Consider the following 17,580-nt stretch of genomic DNA (forward strand, 5'->3'; position numbering starts at 1 on the left):
CGACGAAACCGATTCCGGCGGCGCCGGCTGCCCGGCGCTCAGTAGCCCGGCAGGTCGAAGCGGCTCGGCAGCGGCCAGCGGTTGCCGGTGATGGTGCTGTCGGTGCCATAGGTCGGGTAGCGGAAGCTGCCGTTCAGGCCGACATAGTCGAGCGCCTTGGTCGAACCCGGCTTAACCACCGTGCCGGGGTCCAGATAGGACTTCGGCGCCGGCTTGCGGATGATGATGCGGGTGCCGGCATCCTGGGCGAAGGACGGGGCGGGCGCTCCGGCCATGAAGACGCCGGCGGCAGCCAAGGCGAGGGCGAGCGGAGCGATACGCATTATAACCTCCAGCGGCACGATGGCCGTAATTCGACGCTTACGTCAGGTTCAACATGGTGGCAAGCGTGGCGCGCCGCTAGCACCCGCGCGCAACACTACACGGTAAAAAATGCGGTCGGCGCCGGTCAGTTCCGGCGTTCGGCGATAAAGCGGGCCGTGGCGCGCAGAATGTCGGCGCGCGTGCCGAAGGGGGCGAGTGCCGAATCGGCGGCCGCGACCAGTTTCGCGAGCTCGGCCCGCGCGCCGGCCACGCCCATCAGGCCGACCAGCGTGGCCTTTCCGGCGGCGGCGTCCTTGCCGACCGCCTTTCCGACCGCCTGTGCCTCGCCTTCCGCATCGAGCAGGTCGTCGGCGATCTGGAACGCACGGCCGAGCGCCTGTGCATAGATGGCGAGGGCGTGGCGCTGCTGGTCGCTGGCGCTGCCGAGGCGCGCGCCGGCCTCGCAGGCATAGGCGAGCAGGGCGCCCGTCTTCATCGCCTGCAACTCCATGATGGCCTCCGCGGCGAGCGCGAGCGGGCGACCGTCGGCGAAGCGGCCCTCGGCGGCGAGGTCGTGCATCTGGCCGCCGACCATGCCGTCGGCACCGGCCGCGCGGGCCAGGCGGGCGAGGAGCGCGATGCGTACCGCGGGATCGGGATGGGAATCGTCCCGCGCCAGAATGTCGAAGGCGAGAGTGAGAAGCGCGTCGCCGGCGAGGATGGCGGTGGCCTCGTCGAATGCCTTGTGCACGGTAGGCAGGCCGCGGCGCAGGTCGTCGTCGTCCATCGCCGGCAGGTCGTCATGGACCAGCGAATAGCAGTGCACGCATTCCAGCGCGGCCGCCGCCGGCAGCGCGCGGTCCCGCGAGACGCCGAAGAGGCTGGCCGTCTCGACCAGCAGGAACGGGCGCAGCCGCTTGCCGCCGCCGAGCGCTGCATGGCGCATCGCCGCGACGAGGCGTGGCGGGCGGTCGCTCGGCGTGTCCTCGCCGATGATGCGGTCGAGATAGGCGCCGACCGCATCGGCAGTCTCGGCCAGCCGGGCCTGGAACAATGCGGCGGTCGCGGGGTTCTGTGTCACCGGTGTTCCGTGCCCGAGCCGTGGCGGCCGGTCAAGATCGATCCGGTTGGCGCGCCTGCCGTCGAGGATGTAGGGATGGATCGTATCAGCGCCGTCGGCTGGAGCCAGGGACGCGCATTCGGGCCGGAGGGGGTGGTGAGGGGGTTGCTGCGGGTGCTGGGAACGATCGTGGTTCTCGCGGTGGCCACGCCGCTGGTGCTCGCGCCGCTCTATAACCTTATCAACCCGGTCTCGACGCTCATGATCTGGCGAACGCTGGCGGGCGAGCGTGTCGAGCGCGAATGGGTGCCGCTCCAGGATATCGCGCCGACGCTGGTGCGGGCGGTTCTCGCCTCCGAGGATGCCCGCTTCTGCCATCACGACGGGGTCGATCTCGTCGAATTGCAGAATGTCATGGATGCGGCCGAGGATGGCGAGCCCGCGCGGGGCGCCTCCACCATCACCATGCAGCTCACCAAGAACCTGTTCCTGTGGAACGGGCGGAGCTTTGTCCGGAAGGGCCTCGAACTGCCCCTCGCTCTCTACGCCAACCTCGTCCTGTCGAAGCGGCGGCAGCTCGAGATCTATCTCAACATTGCCGAGTGGGGGCCGAACGGTGAGTTCGGTGTCGAGGCCGGCGCGCAGCGTGCGTTCGGAAAGAGCGCCCGCAACCTGTCGCAGCGCGAAGCGACCCTGCTGGCGGTGATGCTGCCGAATCCGCATCGGCGGGATGCCGGCAAGCCCGTTCGCGGTCTCGTGCGTCTCGCCGCCCGCCTCGAGGGGCGGCTGCCGCGCGAGGGAGCCGAGCTCACGGCGTGCCTCGGCTCCTGATCGAGGTGAGCGAGGAGGGCGTGAAACAAGTCATCGCGGCTCTTTCGTTCCGGCGCGCGAGCCTGTATAAGCCCGGTCTTCAAATAAGGGATTGAGGTGCGGCCCGCCTTGGGGCGCGCGGCATCTCGCGCCGGCGAGCCGGCACAGGAGTTGAGACAATGGCCGTTCCGAAGAAGAAGACCAGCCCGTCGCGCCGCGGCATGCGCCGTTCCGCCGATGCCCTGAAGCAGCCGACCTATGTCGAGGACAAGGATTCGGGCGAGCTGCGTCGTCCCCACCACCTCGACCTCAAGACCGGCATGTATCGCGGTCGTCAGGTGCTGAAGGTCAAGGCCGAGGCCTGATCGGCTCCGGCGACGGGGGCGGTGCCGAGGGGCACCGCGCCGCGGTGATGCGAGGCGGCCGTGTCGGTGCGTCCGACGGCTGGTACCGGGCAGGGAACGCCGATGATCGCGACCATCCCGCTGCTGATCCTACCTCTCGCCATCTACAATCTGCTCGCCTTCGTCACTCCCGGCATCGGCTGGGGGGACGTGCTCGTCAGCATTCCCATGATGTCCGGCGCGACGTGGTCGCTGACGCTGGACGATGTCTTCATCGGCTTCTCTCTGGTGATGCTGTTCTTCGAGATCGTGAAGGCGACCAGCGTCACCTCGCGCTCGATCATCGACCACATGCTGTCCACCCTGGTGTTTGTTGCCGGCCTGGTGGAATTTCTGCTTGTGCCGCTGGCGGCCACGTCGACCTTTGCCATCCTGCTGGCGATCATGCTTGTCGACATCGTGGCCGGCTATTCCGTGTCGATCCGTGTCGCGCGACGCGACTTCATGGTGCAGCCCGACGCCCATTGAGGCTGTGGGGATCACCGGACCGCCGCTAACGGATTAGATAGAAATTTCATTCAAATTCGTATTAATTATCGGTGGCGTTGCGCAGGCCGCGCTTTGTCCGCGCGGTCGGCGTTACGGCCATCGAGAGCATTTGTGCCATGGAGACCTCACAGGCATTCCTGCGGGAGACCGAACGCCCCGCTGCCGGGTCCCTGCCGCACGCGACATCCGTCGAGATTCTGCGCCATCTCGGCGAGGCGGCCTATCAATGGTGGGTCGCCGAAGACCGAATCATCTGGAGCGACAATGCGCGTGAGGTCCTCGGCCTTACCGATGCCGCGCTCTTCGCCACCGGCCGCGCCTATGCCGCCTTGCTCGATCCGCAATGCGGGGTGGGGCGATCGGAAGCGGTGATGGGCGGCGCCCAGCTCGATCAGGGCGAGGGGGTGATGTTCCAGACGAGCTATGGCCTGTCGCCCCGCGCGCCGGGCGACGCGCAGCCGCTGTGGCTCGACGACCGAGGCCGCTGGTTCTCGGGTGCGGGGGGGCGGCCCGTGCTGGTTCAGGGGGTCGTGCGCCGTCTTGACGCGAGCGAGGTCACTCGCCGCAACCAGCAGCGCGAGGTCGGCGCCGCCCGCCCGGTCGGGGAGGGCGACCGCGACTATCTCGTCCGCATGCTGGGGGAGCGTCTGGTCGATGCAGCCCGTTACCGCAGCCAGTTCGGCTTTCTTCTCATCAGCATCGACCATCTGGACCGGCTGAACGAGACCTATGGCTTCGAGGCCGTCGACGAAGTGATCGAGACCGTCGGCAACCGGCTGCGCGCCCGCATGCGCGCCCGCGACAACCTCGGGCGCTATTCGGGGAACAAGTTCGGCATCGTCCTCAACGACTGCTCGCCCGAGGATATGGATGTCGCCGCCGCGCGGCTCATCAGCGCCATCGGCGACGACATGCTGCACACCTCGGCCGGCGCCTTCGCGGTCACGGTCACCGCCGGTGGCGTGATCGCGCCCCGCCATGCTCGTCTCGTCCCCGAGATATTCACGCGCGCGCAGGACGCGCTCGATGCGGCGCGGGCGATCGGAAGCGGGCATTTCCAGCTGTATCAGCCGAGCTTCGAGCGGGATGCGCGCCGCCGGCTCAATCTCAGGATAACCGAGGACATCGTCGCCGCGCTCACGGAGCGCCGTGTGTCGCTCGCCTTTCAGCCGATTGCCGATGCCGGTTCGGGCCGGCATGCCTTCTACGAGTGCCTCGTCCGGATCGAGACGGCGGAAGGGGAGTTGCTGGGCGGGGCGACGATCGTGCCGGTGGCGGAGAAATTCGGCCTGCTGCGCATGCTTGACCGGCGCGTGCTCGAACTCGCGCTCGACACGCTCGAGGCCGATCCCGAACTGAGCCTGTCCGTCAATGTCGCGCCCGGCAGCGTGCACGACCGCGCCTGGCTGGAACTGCTCCGCGGCCGCATGCGCGATGGGCTGGGGGCACGCCTGATGGTCGAACTCACCGAGTCCTCGGCGATCGACGACATCGAGGCGACGTGCGAATTCGTCGCGCAACTGCGGGAACTGGGCTGCACGGTGGCGATGGACGATTTCGGCGCCGGCTATACGTCGTTCCGTAATCTGCGGCGGCTGGGCGTCGATGTGCTCAAGATCGACGGCAGCTTCATCCGGCCGCTCGTCGCGTCGGAGGATGACCGCTTTTTCGTCCGGACGCTGCTTGCGCTGGCGCGCCAGCTGCGGCTGAAGACGGTTGCCGAGTGGGTGCCCGACCAGTCTACCGCCGCGCTGCTTGCGGAGTGGGGCTGCGACTATTTGCAGGGCGAGTTCGTGGGCCTCGCCCTGCCTTGTGCGCCCGCGATGGCGGCGTCCGGAGTGGCGGCGACCGCATGAGGCCGCACCCCGTCGAACGGCGGGGGATTGCCGACGGACCCTGCGCGCGTGCCGGTCAGCCCTTTTTGGTTTCCGCGCGCGGGGCGTCTGGGCGCGCCGGTTCGCCCTGCTCGCCCAGACGATCGAGGCGCTTCTGCATGTCCGCCACCTGCCGGCGCAGATCGTCGAGGTCGTTGCCCTGCGCAGGCTCGGCCTGAGCGGTCTCGATCCGCCCGTTGGGAAGGAACATCTTCAACGTGCGGTCGAAGATCTCCATGTTGCGCCGGACCTGATCCTCGAGGCCGCCGAAACTGCCGAAGCCGCCGACGCCGAACGTCTTTGAGAACTGATCGCGGATCTTCTCCTGATCCTTCGAGAAGTTCTCGATGGAAATGTCGAGATAACGCGGCACCAGCATCTGCATGCTGTCGCCGTAGAACCGGATGATCTGCCGCAGGAAGTTGATCGGCAGCAGATTCTGGCCCTTGCCTTCCTGCTCGAAGATGATCTGCGTTAGCACCGAGTGCGTGATGTCTTCGCTGGTTTTTGCATCGTAAACAACGAAGTCTTCGCCGCTCTTTACCATCGATGCCAAGTCTTCGAGCGTCACATAGGTGCTCGTTCCGGTGTTGTAGAGCCGGCGGTTGGCGTATTTCTTGATGGTGACGGGGTCCGTGGATTTGGCCATGAGTTCGTATCGCCTCGGTCGTTTCCCTTTGAAATCCTAGGACGTTTCGCAACGTACGGCTACAGGATTGTGCACCGCATGCTGCGCAAAGCCGCAACGGCGCCCGAACCTCGCCTGGCGGTGCCCTCGTCCTTTAGCCGCATGCGCATTGCTGCGGCATTGACAGGCCTCGTTTCGCAAATTCACGATGCCACATTAAGAGAGAACCTTCCGTGCCGCCCGCGCACGGTCAACGCTCCATCACTACGGCAAGCCCGGAGGAATTCATCCATGAAGGACGATATCGTCATCGTAGGCGCGGCGCGCACGCCCGTCGGCGCCTTCAACGGCGCGCTTTCGTCGCTGCCCGCCCATGAGCTCGGCAAGATCGCGGTGCTCGCTGCTCTCGGTCGGGCCGGCGTGGCGCCGGACGAGGTCTCCGAAACCATTCTCGGGCAGGTCCTCACCGCCGGGGCGGGTCAGAATCCCGCCCGCCAGGCCTCGATTGCGGCCGGTATCCCCATCGGCAGCCCCGCGTGGGGCGTGAACCAGCTCTGCGGCTCCGGGCTCAGGGCCGTCGCGCTCGGCTATCAGGCGATCCTCAACGGCGACAGCGACATCGTCGTCGCCGGGGGCCAGGAATCGATGAGCCAGGCGCCGCATGCCGCGCATCTGCGCAACGGCACCAAGATGGGCGGCCTCGAAATGGTCGATACCATGATCAAGGATGGCCTCTGGGATGCCTTCAACGGCTACCACATGGGCACCACCGCCGAGAACGTGGCGCGCCAGTACCAGATCACCCGTGACCAGCAGGACAATTTTGCCGTCGCGTCGCAGAACAAGGCTGAGGCCGCGCAGAAGGCCGGCCGCTTCAAGGATGAGATCGCCCCGGTCACCATCAGCACCCGCAAGGGCGACGTCGTGGTGTCGGATGACGAGTATCCCCGCCACGGCGCCACGCTCGATTCGATGACCAAGCTGCGCCCGGCCTTCTCCAAGGACGGAACCGTCACGGCCGGCAATGCCTCGGGCATCAATGACGGCGCCGCCGCCGTCGTGCTGATGAGCGCGGCCAAGGCGGCGGCTGCCGGCAGGAAGCCGATCGCGCGCATCGTCTCCTGGGCGCAGGCCGGCGTCGACCCGGCGATCATGGGCACGGGCCCGATCCCGGCATCGCGCCGCGCGCTGGAGAAGGCGGGCTGGTCTGCTGCCGATCTCGACCTGATCGAGGCGAACGAAGCCTTCGCCGCGCAGGCGTGCGCCGTGAACAAGGAACTCGGCTGGGACACCTCGAAGGTCAACGTGAATGGTGGCGCCATCGCCATCGGCCATCCGATCGGGGCCTCGGGTGCGCGAGTTCTCGTGACGCTGCTCTACGAGATGGAGAAGCGTGACGCGAAGAAGGGCCTCGCCACGCTCTGCATCGGCGGCGGCATGGGCATCGCCATGTGCCTCGCGCGCGACTGAGCGCGGGGCAGCTGACGCGACGAAATGCAGCCGGCGAGATGGCGCCAGACGCCTTGCCGGCTGTCATGAAGCAACTAGAAGTCGGGGCGGTCGACGCCAGAAGGGGGAGCGAAATGGCTCGCGTTGCAGTGGTTACGGGTGGCACTCGCGGTATCGGGGCCGCCGTGTGCAAGGCTCTCAAGGACGCCGGTTACTCGGTTGCGGCCAATTATGCCGGCAATGACGAGGCGGCCGCGAAGTTCACCGAGCAGACCGGGATCCCCGCCTTCAAGTGGGACGTTTCGGATTTCGCCGCCTGCAAGGCGGGTATCGCCGAGGTCGAGGCCAAGCTCGGTCCGGTCGAGGTACTGGTGAACAATGCCGGCATCACCCGCGACGGCATGCTGCACAAGATGAGCCTCGAGCAGTGGCAGGCGGTGATCAACACCAACCTGAACTCGGTGTTCAACATGTGCCGCAATGTCATCGAGGGCATGCGCGAGCGCAATTTCGGGCGCATCGTCACGATCTCGTCGATCAACGGCCAGAAGGGCCAGATGGGCCAGACCAACTATGCCGCCGCGAAGGCGGGCGAGATCGGCTTCTCCAAGTCGCTGGCGCAGGAGAACGCCCGCAAGGGCATCACCGTCAACGTCATCTGCCCCGGCTATATCGGCACCGAGATGGTCCGTGCGGTGCCGCAGGAGATTCTCGACAAGCAGATCATCCCGCAGATTCCTGTCGGCCGGCTCGGCGAGCCGGAGGAAATCGCGCGCTGCGTGGTGTTCCTGGCGGCCGATAATGCCGGCTTCATCACCGGCTCGACCCTCACAGCCAATGGCGGCCAGTATCTGGCATGAGTACGCCCGGGGGCTGCCGTTGCGGTGGCCCCCGGTTTCCGGCCCGATACGGGAGGCCGGCCGCGGTGCGGACCGATTTCGGCAGATGCAGCGTCGTAAGGACTGGGATATGGGGGAACGCCTCCCTCCAATCCTGATGCTCCCGTTATGTCCCGCCGCACCGCTACCCTGATCGGCCTCGTCGCCATCCTTCTCTGGGCCTGCCTTGCCCTCGCGACGACCTCCACCGGAGCCGTTCCGCCCTTCCTGCTGACGGCACTGACCTTCGCCATCGGCGGTACCGTCGGCGTCGCCGCGGCGCTGGCGCGAGGGGTGGGCATCGGTATCGTGCGGCAGCCCTGGCCTGTCTGGCTGCACGGCATTGGCGGCCTGTTCGGCTATCACTTCTTCTATTTTTCGGCGCTGAAGCTGGCGCCGCCGGCCGAGGCGGGGCTGATCGCCTATCTGTGGCCGTTGCTGATCGTGCTGCTCTCCGCGCTGCTGCCGGGGGAGCGGCTTCGGCCCGCGCATGTGTGCGGCGCGATGATGGGGCTGGCGGGAACGGCGATATTGCTCGCCGGCAAGGCTGGAGGGATGGGGTTCGCCCCGCAATATGCATGGGGCTACGCCGCGGCGGCGATGTGCGCCGTGATCTGGTCGGTCTATTCGGTGCTCTCGCGGCGCTTCCACGACGTGCCGACCGAACTGGTCGCCGGTTTCTGCCTCGCCACGGCGGCGCTCTCCGCCCTCTGCCACGTCGCCTTCGAGCCGTCGGTCTGGCCGCAGGGTGGCTCGCAATGGCTGGCCGTCGTCGCGCTCGGTATCGGTCCGGTCGGCATTGCGTTCTATGCCTGGGACATCGGTATGAAGCGCGGTGATATCCGGCTGCTCGGTGTCGCCTCCTATGCCGCGCCGGTGCTCTCCACGCTTCTCCTGGTGCTCGCGGGAGATGCCGCGGCCTCGTGGTCGCTGGCGGCCGCCTGCGCACTCATCGTGGGCGGCGCGGTGGTGGCGACCCTGATGGCGCGAAACCGCGCAGGCTAGCGACCCGGTGCCCAGTCCGGCGGTGCGAGTTCGAAGCCGGCAAACTCGAACCCGGGGGCGACGCTACAGCCGACCAGCGTCCAGTCGCCGAGGCTGCGGGCGCTCTGCCAATGGCCCGTGGAAACAATGGCCTGCGGGCGTTCGCCGGCCACGAGGTCGGACCCCAGCACCAAATTCTGGACGGAGCCGGAATCAGCGTCAGCGATGGCCAAAGCCAGTGGCGCGCCCGCATACCAGTGCCAGACCTCGACGGCATCGATTCGGTGCCAGTGCGAGCGCTCGCCGGCGGCCAGCAGGAAGTAGATCGCCGTTGAGGCGGCACGGCCATCCGGTAATCGGGAACTGTCGCGAAAGGTTTCGCGGAAATGCCCGCCCTCGGGATGGGGCGAAAGCTGCAAAAGCGCGATCACCTCGGCGGAGGTCAGGCCAGAGGCGATCACGGATCAGCCCTTGAAGCTGTTCTTCAGGGATCGCAACTCGGTGAAGACCGCGCCCGGGTCGGCGCCGGCCAATCCGATCCGTGCGGCGAGCTCGGTGTCGTCGGCCCGCATGAAGGGGTTGGTCGCCTTCTCGGCGCCGATGGTCGTGGGCAGGGTCGGTTCGCCACGCGCCCGCAACGCCTCGAACGTCTCAAGACGCGTCGCGATCTGCTCATTGTCCGGATCCACGCTCGAGGCGAACCGGGCATTGGAGAGCGTGTACTCGTGCCCGCAATACACCGAGATGTCATCGGGCAGCGCGCGCAGCCGCAGCAGTGAGTCCCAGAGCACCGGAGGATCGCACTCGAACGGGCGGCCACATCCCATCACGAAGAGCGTGTCGCCGCTAAACAGCAGGCGCTCGCCTTCGAAGAGAAAGACGATGTGGCCCTTGGTATGACCGGGGGTCTCCATCACCCGGCCGACCAGGCTGCCCACGGCGATCGGGTCGCCGTCCACTACCGCGAAATCGAGGCCCGGGATCGTGTCGCGCTCGGCCTTCGGGCCGATGACGGCGGCGCCGTAGCGCTCCTTCAGCGCCAGCACACCGTCGATATGATCGGTATGGTGATGCGTGACGAGGATATGGGTGAGATTCCAGCCCTCGCGCTCCAGCGCGGCGAGGATGGGCGCGACTTCGGGCGCATCCACGACCGCCGTCGCTTCCGTCGTCGGATCGTGCAGCAGCACCGCGTAATTATCGGCGAGGCAGGGAACGAGGCGAATCTCGGCCGGCATTCAGTCTCTCCCGCAGGGTCGAAACGGTGCGTCCACAGGCTCATCGGCAATCAATGCCGGGGCCGCTGGTGCCTATTTGCACTCCTGCGTGGCGCGATCTATCGCGGCGGCGATGCCGGAGAGAGGATAGGTGTCGGTCGTTGCGTTGCCGCGCAGCGACGTCGATTTCACCACCACCTCGCGGCCTTTCCGGAGCGCATCGACGAGCTTGCTTTCCTCGGCGACGTTCCGCACCCAGGCGCCGGAATCGCGCGTGTACAGAACGAAATTCGTCGGTCCGATCGTGAGCGTGGCGTCGGACCCCTGCTTGAGCGGGAAGCCCATGATCACGCTGACCTCGTTCCGGACATTCTCCGCCGGGCGGGTGGAGATGAAGAAATAGGCCGGATCACGGTTGAGGCCGGCCGGTATGCGGGTCTTCGGCTGGGCGAGCGCATAGCAGATCTTGCTGCCGCTGCTCTGGTCGACGTAGACGCCCCAATCGCCGAACTGCGCGGCGAGCTTCGGCGCTCCCTGTGCCAGCGCACCGCCCCCTGCGACGGCGGCAAGCGCAATACCAGCCAGCACCGCGCGCACCCTGCTTCGTGCCATGGTCGCACTCCCCGGATTCGTGATGTCGGCCGCCAGGCGACCCGATGATTCCCCACTATCGCCCCAAGGGATAAACGGACCCGTCGCCGCTGTGAACCCTTGAAGCCCGCATCCGACCCGCAGGCCGGTGTCGCGTTCGTTCACCGCTACGCATGGACGTTGGAGAAAAAATGGCGCAATCAACGCCGGTAGCCTGAAATTCCTTGCCTGGGGAGCCGCGGTGAAGGCGATCGTCAGCGTCCGCAACGGCGGACCGCAAACTCTTGAAGCGGTGGATCTGCCGGACCCTCTGCCCGCGCCCGGTGAGATCGTTGTCGATGTCGCGGCTGTCGGGTTGAACTTCTTCGACACGCTCATCATCGTTGATCGCTATCAGGTGCGCCCGGAACGTCCGTTTTCTCCCGGCGCGGAGTTTGCCGGCACGGTGAGTGCGATCGGCGAGGGCGTGTCCGGTTTCTCCATCGGCGACCGCGTGTGCGGCAGCCAGCGTTACGGCGCGGCGCGGGAGCGGATCGCGGTGCCGGCCGATCGCCTGCTGCAGCTGCCGGACACGGTCGATTTCGTCCATGGCGCGGCCTTCGGGGTGACCTACGGCACGACGCTGCATGCGCTGCGGGACCGGGGCGAGCTGAAGCCGGGGGAGACCCTGGCCGTGCTCGGCGCTTCCGGCGGCGTCGGTCTTGCGGCCGTTGAACTTGGTCATGCCCTCGGCGCGCGGGTGATCGCCTGCGCGTCCTCGCCGGAAAAGCTGGCGCTGGCGCGCGCCCATGGCGCGGACGAATTGGTCGATTATTCGAAGGAGGACCTGCGAGCCCGCCTGAAGGAACTCACCGGCGGCAAGGGGGTCGATGTGCTCTATGATCCGGTCGGCGGCGATCTCGCCGAGCCAGCCGTTCGCTCCATGGGTTGGCGCGGCCGCTATCTGGTCATCGGATTTGCGGCGGGCGACATTCCGCGCATTCCGCTCAATCTGCTTCTGCTCAAGGGGTGCGACCTGCGCGGTGTCTCGCTCGGAGGTGCCTGGGATCGCGAGCCGGGCCTGCTGCGCCGCCACATGGCCGATCTTCTCGACTGGCTCGCTCAGGGACGCATTCAGGCCCATATCGGCGCGACCTATCCGCTGGAGCAGTGCGCACAGGCGATCGCCGACATCGCCGAGCGGCGGGCGCAGGGCAAGATCGTCCTGGTAAACACTAACTCGAACGGCGTCGGGTGACGCGACCGAGCGCCTCGCGGGCCGCGGTGCGATGCTCGGGCCGGATGTGGCCGGCCAGCAGATTGAGCGCGGTCGCGATGACGGCGGCGTCGTCTGTGAAGCCGAGCACGGGCATCACATCCGGCAGCGTGTCCGCCGGCAGCACGAAATAGGCGAGCGCACCGAACAGCAGGGCGCGTACCTTGAGCGGGGTCTGCCGATCGAGGGCGCAATAATAGGCCGCGGTCGCGTCTTCCGCGAAGGGGACGCGGCCCGCCGTCCGACGCAGCTTGTCCCAGAAGCCGTCGCGCACGCGCGTTTCATCGTCCCCGGCCGTTTCCGTGAACGGCTCGCCATCGTCGAATAGGCGCGATGCAGACATGGTCGTCGTCCTCCTCGCAGGTGAGATGGCCCTTGCGGGTGGGTTGCGCAACGGTCAGAGGAGGGGATAGGCCGCCTCGATCCGATAAGGGCCGCCGCCGACCGAATCGCGCGAGGAGAACAGGACAAAGCGCGGCACCTCGAACGATGGGCTGCGATAATAGCCGCGAACCGAAAGATAGTCGGCGACCTGCCGGGGGGCGCTGTCGCGCAGCCGGGCGAGGGTGACGTGAGGACGATAGTTGCGGCCCTCGGCGGGCAGGCCGATCCGCTTCATCAGCCGCTCGTGCTCGGCCTGAAGTTCAGCGAGCGCCGGATTGGCCTTGACCGCGGCGAAGATGGCGCGCGGCTTGTGGTTGCCGAACTGGTCGACGCCATCGAGGCTCAGTTCAAAACCGAATCGTTCGACTTCATCGAGCGCCGCCGCCACGTCGCGCGCGACCGCATGGTCGACGTCGCCGATGAAACGCAGAGTGACATGGTAGAACTCGGGATCGATCCAGCGCGCTCCCGGAATGCCGCCGCGCAGCATGGCGAGAGTGGAGCCGATCTGTGGGGGAATCTCGAGGGCGGTGAAGAGCCGGGGCATGGTCGGCCTCCGCAGGGTTCGGAGGAGAGGCATCCGGATTCATAAGGATTCGCGCCGCCAAGGGAAGAGGTGCCGCCGCGCGATCGCGGCTGAAGGATGCTATGACGGCGTCACGCGAAGCCTATAAGGTTCCCTCGATGACCGAATCAGACGATCTTGCGCCCGATGAGATGCCGACCGCGAGCGAAGCGTTCGCGAGCGTGGCGGCTCTCCACCGCTATCCCGTGAAAGGCTTGTCGCCCGAGCGGCTGGATCTCGTCGAATTGACCGCCGGGACCTATTTCCCGGGCGATCGGCTCTACGCGATCGAGAACGGTCCCTCGGGCTTCGATCCCGCCTCGCCGCAGCATGAGCCGAAGATCAAGTATCTCATGCTGATGCGCAACGAGCGTCTGGCGGCTCTCGAGACCCGCTATGACGACGCCACACGGACGCTGGTGATCCAGCAGGATGGGGCGGAGGAAGCGCGCGGCGATCTGTCCACCGAGGCCGGGCGGGCGGAAATCGAGTCGTTCTTCCAGCGCTTCGTCCGCTACGAATTGCGCGGCGCCCCGCGAGTGCTCGACGGCGGGGGTAGCTTCCGCTTTGTCGATTCGCCGAAGGGCTACGTATCGCTGATCAACCTGGCGAGTGTGCGCGCCATCCAGGATCTCGTGGGGGTTCCGGTCGATCCGCTGCGCTTCCGGGGCAATCTGCATCTCGAGGGGCTGGAAGCGTGGGATGAGTTCGACCTCGTCGGCCATACCATCGCGATCGGAAACACGGCCCGGCTGCGCATCATCAAGCGCATCGAGCGTTGTGCGGCGACCAATGTCGAGCCGGGTACCGGCAAGCGCAACCTCGAAATCCCGAAACTGCTGATGCGGGAATTCGGCCATATCGACTGCGGCGTCTATGCGGAAATCGTCGAGGGCGGGCTCGTGGCGGAAGGCGACCCGATCCGACTGATCTTCTGACGCGGCCCTTTCGTCCACCACTGGGACAGATGACCTAGGTCTGCCGAAGGACAGGCGTGGCCTTCGCCACCCCGCCGCAAGCGCGCCACATCCGATGCGCCCGCGCACAAAAAACCACGGCAACCGCGCGGGTTGCCGTGGTGTGGATGTCGACTGCGTGCAGGCGGATCGGTTAGCCGTCCCCCCTCATTCCCCCGCTTCGGCCGGCGCGGCCGGTGCGGCTTCGGTGCCATCCTCGGCCCGCTCGGTGCGGCGATAGCGGCGACGGCGCGCGCGGGGCTTGGCGTCGCCTTCGGCATCCGGGGCCGCCTCCGCCTCGGCGGTGACGGCTTCCGGCGCCGCCGCCTGCGGCTCCGGTACCGCCGCGACTACCGGCTCAGGGGCCGGCGCTGCAACGGCGACGGGCGCTTCCGGCGCAGCTGCGGGCACCGCAGGGGCGGGAAGGTTGCCGCCCTGCGTGATGAAGGAGGGCAGGCCGATCTCGGCTTCCACGTCCGGGCCAAGGCTGGGCTGCGGCTGCTGTCCGGGGTCCCGGTAGGGCGCTGCCGCCTCGACCGGCTCCCGGTTCTCCCGGCGCTGCTCGCGGGACTGCCACCGGTTCTCGCGCGGCGGACGCTCACCGCCCTCGCGCGGCTCGCGGAACTCGCGCGGCTGCCGCTCGCCGCCTTCACGCTGCTCGCGGTAGGGGCGATCCTGATTGTTCCGGTCCCGGTCCCGGTCGCGACGGGGCTGGTTGTTGTCGCGATAGGGCTGCTGGTCCCGCTGGCCATAGTCGCGCGGCTGGAAATCACGCTGCCCCTCGCGCTGGTTCTGCGGTTCGCGGGCATAGGGCTGCGGGGCCTCGAAGCCCTGATTCTCCTCGCCGTCGAAGTCGTCGTCTTCCTCGTCGGGGCGCTGGAAGGGCTGGCCGGGAACACCGAATTGCGCCTGCGCTGCAGCGATGATCCGGAAATAATGCTCGGCGTGCTGCAGATAGTTCTCCGCCGCGACCGGGTCGCTGGACGCCTGCGCGTCGCGGGCAAGCTGGAGATATTTTTCCACGATGTGCTGCGCGGTGCCGCGCACCTTCACATCCGGTCCGTTGGATTCATAAACGCGCGTCAGCGGATTTTGGCCGCGCCGATTGTTGTTGTTATTGTTACGGCTACGCATACGCTTCTGCTGATTATTTCGCATCGAGCTTGTCTCTGATGCCTATGCTCCGCCGTCGGAACGAAGTCCCGTTTCGGCCGCCACAGGCTTTTCCATCGCCCTGGTTTGATCCGCCAGCGTCACCGCAGCCGGGTCGGTCGCGAAACCTTCCGGTTGGAACGCCAGGGGCAGTTCACGTCCGAATCGTCCTGCCGCCGCACCGTTGGGGGAGCATTCGCGCACCCGTCGGGCTGACATCCGACAATGGTCATCGAACTTCCTTCGCGCGAGCGTGCTCCTGGCAATGCCATGTCTTGCAGCATTACCGCCGACCGTTTCCGACGCAGGCTCTGCGCAGGGCAACCGGTCGGCTTCGGCACGTGGCTCTCGCGCGCTCAGCGCGCGAACCGGCCCACGCTTCGCCGGGGAACTCCACAGTCACACCCGACAAACCTTTGAAGCTGTCGTCCCGTCCAGACGGCCGATACCATTCCGCGTCCGTGGCCAAGTCGCCGCCAATCGCAATGGTGACCATCGTTCCGTCTCGACCGCTCCACAGGAGCAAGGCTGGTCTGTGACGAAATGCGGATGGCGTCCCGGGTCGATTTCTACGAGCGACACTAATCGCTTCGCGGGCTGCTTCCAAGCCCTTTTTTGCCGCACGGCACGCGGTCACTTCGCAACAGCGACAAGGGCACGTGGAATGCCGGCGAGATCCTTGCGGGCCGGTCCTGCTATCCGAAGGCCCGCCGAGGTGAAAAGAGCCGATACGGCGGGCTCCTGTCCGGCGCCGAGTTCGACGACGGCCGCTCCCTCCGGCGCGAGGAGATCGGGCAGTGCCTGCGCCAGGGCGCGATAGGCATCGAGACCGTCGGCGCCGCCGTCGAGAGCGAGGCGCGGGTCATGCGCGCGCACCTCGATCTCCAGCGATTCGATCTCTTCACCGACGATGTAGGGTGGATTGGACACCACGAGGTCAAACCGGCAGCCGAGCGCTTCACCCCACGAACCGACGACCACGCCCGAACGGTCCGACAGGCCAAGGGCTGCGAGATTGGCGCGGGCCTGACGGGCCGCGCCTTCGGAGAGGTCGACGGCCACGCCCGTTGCGCACGGGCGCTCGCTGAGGATGGCGGCCAGGATCGCGCCGGTGCCGGTGCCGAGATCCAGCACGTGCAACGGCGCGGTCCGCTCCGGCCACAGGGCCAGGGCGGCTTCCACCAGCGTCTCGGTCTCGGGACGGGGGACGAGCGTTTCCGCGGCGAGTGCGAGATCGAACGTCCAGAAGGGCTTTCGGCCGAGCAGGCGCGCCATCGGCTCACCTTGCCGCCGCCGCTCGGCGAGCGCCCGCACTGTGGCGACTTCCGCGGAGCCGATGATGGCGTCGGGGTGCCCGATCAGGTCGAGGTCCGAGATGCCGAGAACGCCCTTCAACAGGATTCGCGCCTCGCGTTCCGGTGCGTCGATGCCGGATCCGGCGAGCGAGGCGGCGATCGCGCGCAGCAGGCCCGCCCTGGTTGTGCTCACCGGACCGCGGCCTCGCCGCCTTCCGCTGCTGCGAGCAGTGCCACCTGATGCTCGGTGGTGAGGGCGTCCACCAGCTCGCCAAGTCCTTCGCCGGCAAGAATCTCCGGCAACTTGTGCAGCGTCAGCCCAATGCGATGGTCGGTGACGCGCGCCTGCGGGAAGTTATAGGTGCGGATGCGCTCCGAACGGTCGCCGGAGCCCACCTGCCCACGACGGTCGGCGGCGCGGGCACTGTCGCGCTTCTCGCGCTCCGAATCATAAAGCCGGGCCCGTAGCAGGGCCATGGCGCGCGCCTTGTTCTTGTGCTGCGAGCGCTCGTCCTGGACGGCGACAACGATGCCGCTCGGCAGGTGGGTGATGCGCACGGCGCTCTCGGTCTTGTTGACATGCTGGCCGCCGGCGCCGGAGGCGCGGAAGACGTCGATGCGCAGGTCGTTCTCGTCGACGTCGACGTCGACCTCCTCGACCTCCGGCAGCACGGCGACCGTGGCGGCGGAGGTGTGGATGCGGCCCGAGCCCTCGGTTTCGGGGACACGCTGCACGCGATGAACGCCTGATTCGAATTTCAGCTTCGCATAGGCTCCCCGCCCATGCAGGGCCGCGATGATCTCCTTGTAGCCTCCAGCGGTACCTTCGGAGACGGAGAGCACTTCGACCGACCAGCCATTCAGCGCGGCGAAGCGCTCATACATGCGGAACAGGTCGCCGGCGAAGAGGGCCGCTTCGTCGCCACCGGTTCCCGCGCGAACCTCCAAGATGACGCCGCGCTCGTCCATCGCATCCTTGGGGAGCAGCGCCAGGCGCACTTCATGGGTCAGAGCCTCGACACGTTCGTCGAGTTCCTCGGCCTCCTCGCGCGCGAGCGTCGCCATTTCGGCATCGGTCGCCGGGTCTTCCGCTAGGGCATGCGCCTCCGCGCGCTCCCGCTCGGCGGCGCGCAGGGCTCTGACCTTCTCGACCAGCGGGCCGAGGTCGGCAAACTCGCGGGAGAGGCGCACATAGGCGTCCGCGTCGGGAGAGCCGGACAGGGTGTGCTCGATCTCGGCATGGCGGGCGAGCAACTGGTCGAGGCGGGCGTCGGGCAGCGGCATGG

General features: G+C 67.3%; 20 protein-coding genes. 9 read left to right on the forward strand and 11 right to left on the reverse strand.

Annotation, left to right across the window (positions count from 1 at the left end):
• Positions 1-38: 38 nt before the first annotated feature.
• Entirely contained in the window at positions 39-323 is a 285-nt protein-coding gene (locus ACEUEL_RS00785) for a hypothetical protein (RefSeq protein WP_405701174.1), read from the reverse strand.
• A 125-nt stretch (positions 324-448) separates the two neighbouring features.
• A complete protein-coding gene (locus ACEUEL_RS00790; RefSeq protein ID WP_405701176.1) occupies positions 449-1,384 on the reverse strand; it encodes a polyprenyl synthetase family protein in 936 nt (311 codons plus the stop codon).
• A gap of 75 nt (positions 1,385-1,459) precedes the next feature.
• Between ACEUEL_RS00790 and ACEUEL_RS00795 the strand changes: the two genes are divergently transcribed.
• The 4 genes from ACEUEL_RS00795 (at position 1,460) to ACEUEL_RS00810 (ending at position 4,922) form a co-directional block, all read left to right on the forward strand.
• Entirely contained in the window at positions 1,460-2,194 is a 735-nt protein-coding gene (locus ACEUEL_RS00795; RefSeq protein WP_405701178.1) for a transglycosylase domain-containing protein, read from the forward strand.
• A 158-nt stretch (positions 2,195-2,352) separates the two neighbouring features.
• Complete coding sequence (rpmF, locus tag ACEUEL_RS00800) at positions 2,353-2,538, forward strand: 50S ribosomal protein L32 (RefSeq protein ID WP_170016948.1); 186 nt, start codon at positions 2,353-2,355, stop codon at positions 2,536-2,538.
• 102 nt (positions 2,539-2,640) lie between these two features.
• Positions 2,641-3,045: a hypothetical protein gene (locus ACEUEL_RS00805; RefSeq protein ID WP_405701181.1), complete on the forward strand. Its 405-nt coding sequence runs from the start codon at positions 2,641-2,643 to the stop codon at positions 3,043-3,045.
• A gap of 137 nt (positions 3,046-3,182) precedes the next feature.
• The gene (locus tag ACEUEL_RS00810) at positions 3,183-4,922 is read left to right on the forward strand and encodes an EAL domain-containing protein (protein ID WP_405701183.1); all 1,740 of its coding nucleotides are present in this window, start codon (positions 3,183-3,185) and stop codon (positions 4,920-4,922) included.
• Positions 4,923-4,977: 55 nt separating this feature from the next.
• Here ACEUEL_RS00810 and phaR read toward each other — a convergent pair whose 3' ends face one another.
• Positions 4,978-5,589, reverse strand: a complete 612-nt coding sequence (phaR, locus tag ACEUEL_RS00815) for a polyhydroxyalkanoate synthesis repressor PhaR (protein WP_405701185.1) — start codon at positions 5,587-5,589, stop codon at positions 4,978-4,980.
• Positions 5,590-5,859: 270 nt separating this feature from the next.
• Here phaR and ACEUEL_RS00820 point away from each other — a divergent pair, with 270 nt between their 5' ends.
• From ACEUEL_RS00820 to yddG, 3 genes are all read left to right on the forward strand, one after another.
• The gene (locus ACEUEL_RS00820; RefSeq protein WP_405701188.1) at positions 5,860-7,038 is read left to right on the forward strand and encodes an acetyl-CoA C-acetyltransferase; all 1,179 of its coding nucleotides are present in this window, start codon (positions 5,860-5,862) and stop codon (positions 7,036-7,038) included.
• A gap of 113 nt (positions 7,039-7,151) precedes the next feature.
• The gene (phbB, locus tag ACEUEL_RS00825; RefSeq protein WP_405701190.1) at positions 7,152-7,877 is read left to right on the forward strand and encodes an acetoacetyl-CoA reductase; all 726 of its coding nucleotides are present in this window, start codon (positions 7,152-7,154) and stop codon (positions 7,875-7,877) included.
• Positions 7,878-8,024: 147 nt separating this feature from the next.
• On the forward strand, positions 8,025-8,900 hold the full coding sequence (yddG, locus tag ACEUEL_RS00830) for an aromatic amino acid exporter YddG (protein ID WP_405701193.1): 876 nt from the start codon (positions 8,025-8,027) through the stop codon (positions 8,898-8,900).
• Here yddG and ACEUEL_RS00835 read toward each other — a convergent pair.
• From ACEUEL_RS00835 to ACEUEL_RS00845, 3 genes are all read right to left on the reverse strand, one after another.
• Positions 8,897-9,340 carry a cupin domain-containing protein gene (locus ACEUEL_RS00835; protein ID WP_405701196.1) on the reverse strand — a complete coding sequence of 148 codons (444 nt, stop codon included), beginning with the start codon at positions 9,338-9,340 and terminating at the stop codon, positions 8,897-8,899. The two genes, yddG and ACEUEL_RS00835, sit on opposite strands and share 4 nt — an antisense overlap.
• Positions 9,341-9,343: 3 nt before the next feature.
• Complete coding sequence (gloB, locus tag ACEUEL_RS00840) at positions 9,344-10,117, reverse strand: hydroxyacylglutathione hydrolase (RefSeq protein ID WP_405701199.1); 774 nt, start codon at positions 10,115-10,117, stop codon at positions 9,344-9,346.
• A 72-nt stretch (positions 10,118-10,189) separates the two neighbouring features.
• Positions 10,190-10,693, reverse strand: a complete 504-nt coding sequence (locus ACEUEL_RS00845; RefSeq protein ID WP_405701201.1) for an invasion associated locus B family protein — start codon at positions 10,691-10,693, stop codon at positions 10,190-10,192.
• Positions 10,694-10,928: 235 nt separating this feature from the next.
• Here ACEUEL_RS00845 and ACEUEL_RS00850 point away from each other — a divergent pair, with 235 nt between their 5' ends.
• The gene (locus ACEUEL_RS00850; RefSeq protein ID WP_405701204.1) at positions 10,929-11,924 is read left to right on the forward strand and encodes an NADPH:quinone oxidoreductase family protein; all 996 of its coding nucleotides are present in this window, start codon (positions 10,929-10,931) and stop codon (positions 11,922-11,924) included.
• On the opposite strand, the gene ACEUEL_RS00855 is transcribed toward ACEUEL_RS00850, so the two are convergent.
• Complete coding sequence (locus tag ACEUEL_RS00855; protein ID WP_405701207.1) at positions 11,902-12,285, reverse strand: YkvA family protein; 384 nt, start codon at positions 12,283-12,285, stop codon at positions 11,902-11,904. The genes ACEUEL_RS00850 and ACEUEL_RS00855 overlap by 23 nt on opposite strands.
• 54 nt (positions 12,286-12,339) lie before the next feature.
• The gene (gene thpR / locus ACEUEL_RS00860) at positions 12,340-12,873 is read right to left on the reverse strand and encodes an RNA 2',3'-cyclic phosphodiesterase (protein WP_405701209.1); all 534 of its coding nucleotides are present in this window, start codon (positions 12,871-12,873) and stop codon (positions 12,340-12,342) included.
• A gap of 170 nt (positions 12,874-13,043) precedes the next feature.
• Here thpR and ACEUEL_RS00865 point away from each other — a divergent pair, with 170 nt between their 5' ends.
• Positions 13,044-13,829 carry an MOSC domain-containing protein gene (locus ACEUEL_RS00865; protein ID WP_405706495.1) on the forward strand — a complete coding sequence of 262 codons (786 nt, stop codon included), beginning with the start codon at positions 13,044-13,046 and terminating at the stop codon, positions 13,827-13,829.
• Between the two features lie 186 nt (positions 13,830-14,015).
• Here the strand turns inward: ACEUEL_RS00865 and ACEUEL_RS00870 are convergent, their stop codons facing one another.
• The 3 genes from ACEUEL_RS00870 to prfA all read right to left on the reverse strand — a co-directional run bounded on the left by ACEUEL_RS00870 (position 14,016) and on the right by prfA (position 17,578).
• On the reverse strand, positions 14,016-14,981 hold the full coding sequence (locus tag ACEUEL_RS00870) for a DUF4167 domain-containing protein (protein WP_405701211.1): 966 nt from the start codon (positions 14,979-14,981) through the stop codon (positions 14,016-14,018).
• A 651-nt stretch (positions 14,982-15,632) separates the two neighbouring features.
• Positions 15,633-16,487, reverse strand: coding sequence for a peptide chain release factor N(5)-glutamine methyltransferase (prmC, locus tag ACEUEL_RS00875; protein ID WP_405701212.1), 855 nt, complete (start codon positions 16,485-16,487; stop codon positions 15,633-15,635).
• Positions 16,484-17,578 carry a peptide chain release factor 1 gene (gene prfA, locus ACEUEL_RS00880; protein ID WP_405701214.1) on the reverse strand — a complete coding sequence of 365 codons (1,095 nt, stop codon included), beginning with the start codon at positions 17,576-17,578 and terminating at the stop codon, positions 16,484-16,486. Before prfA ends, prmC begins: the two co-directional genes overlap by 4 nt.
• Between the last annotated feature and the right edge of the window lie 2 nt (positions 17,579-17,580).

It is taken from the genome of Ancylobacter terrae, assembly GCF_045108345.1.
Classification (GTDB): Bacteria; Pseudomonadota; Alphaproteobacteria; order Rhizobiales; family Xanthobacteraceae; genus Ancylobacter.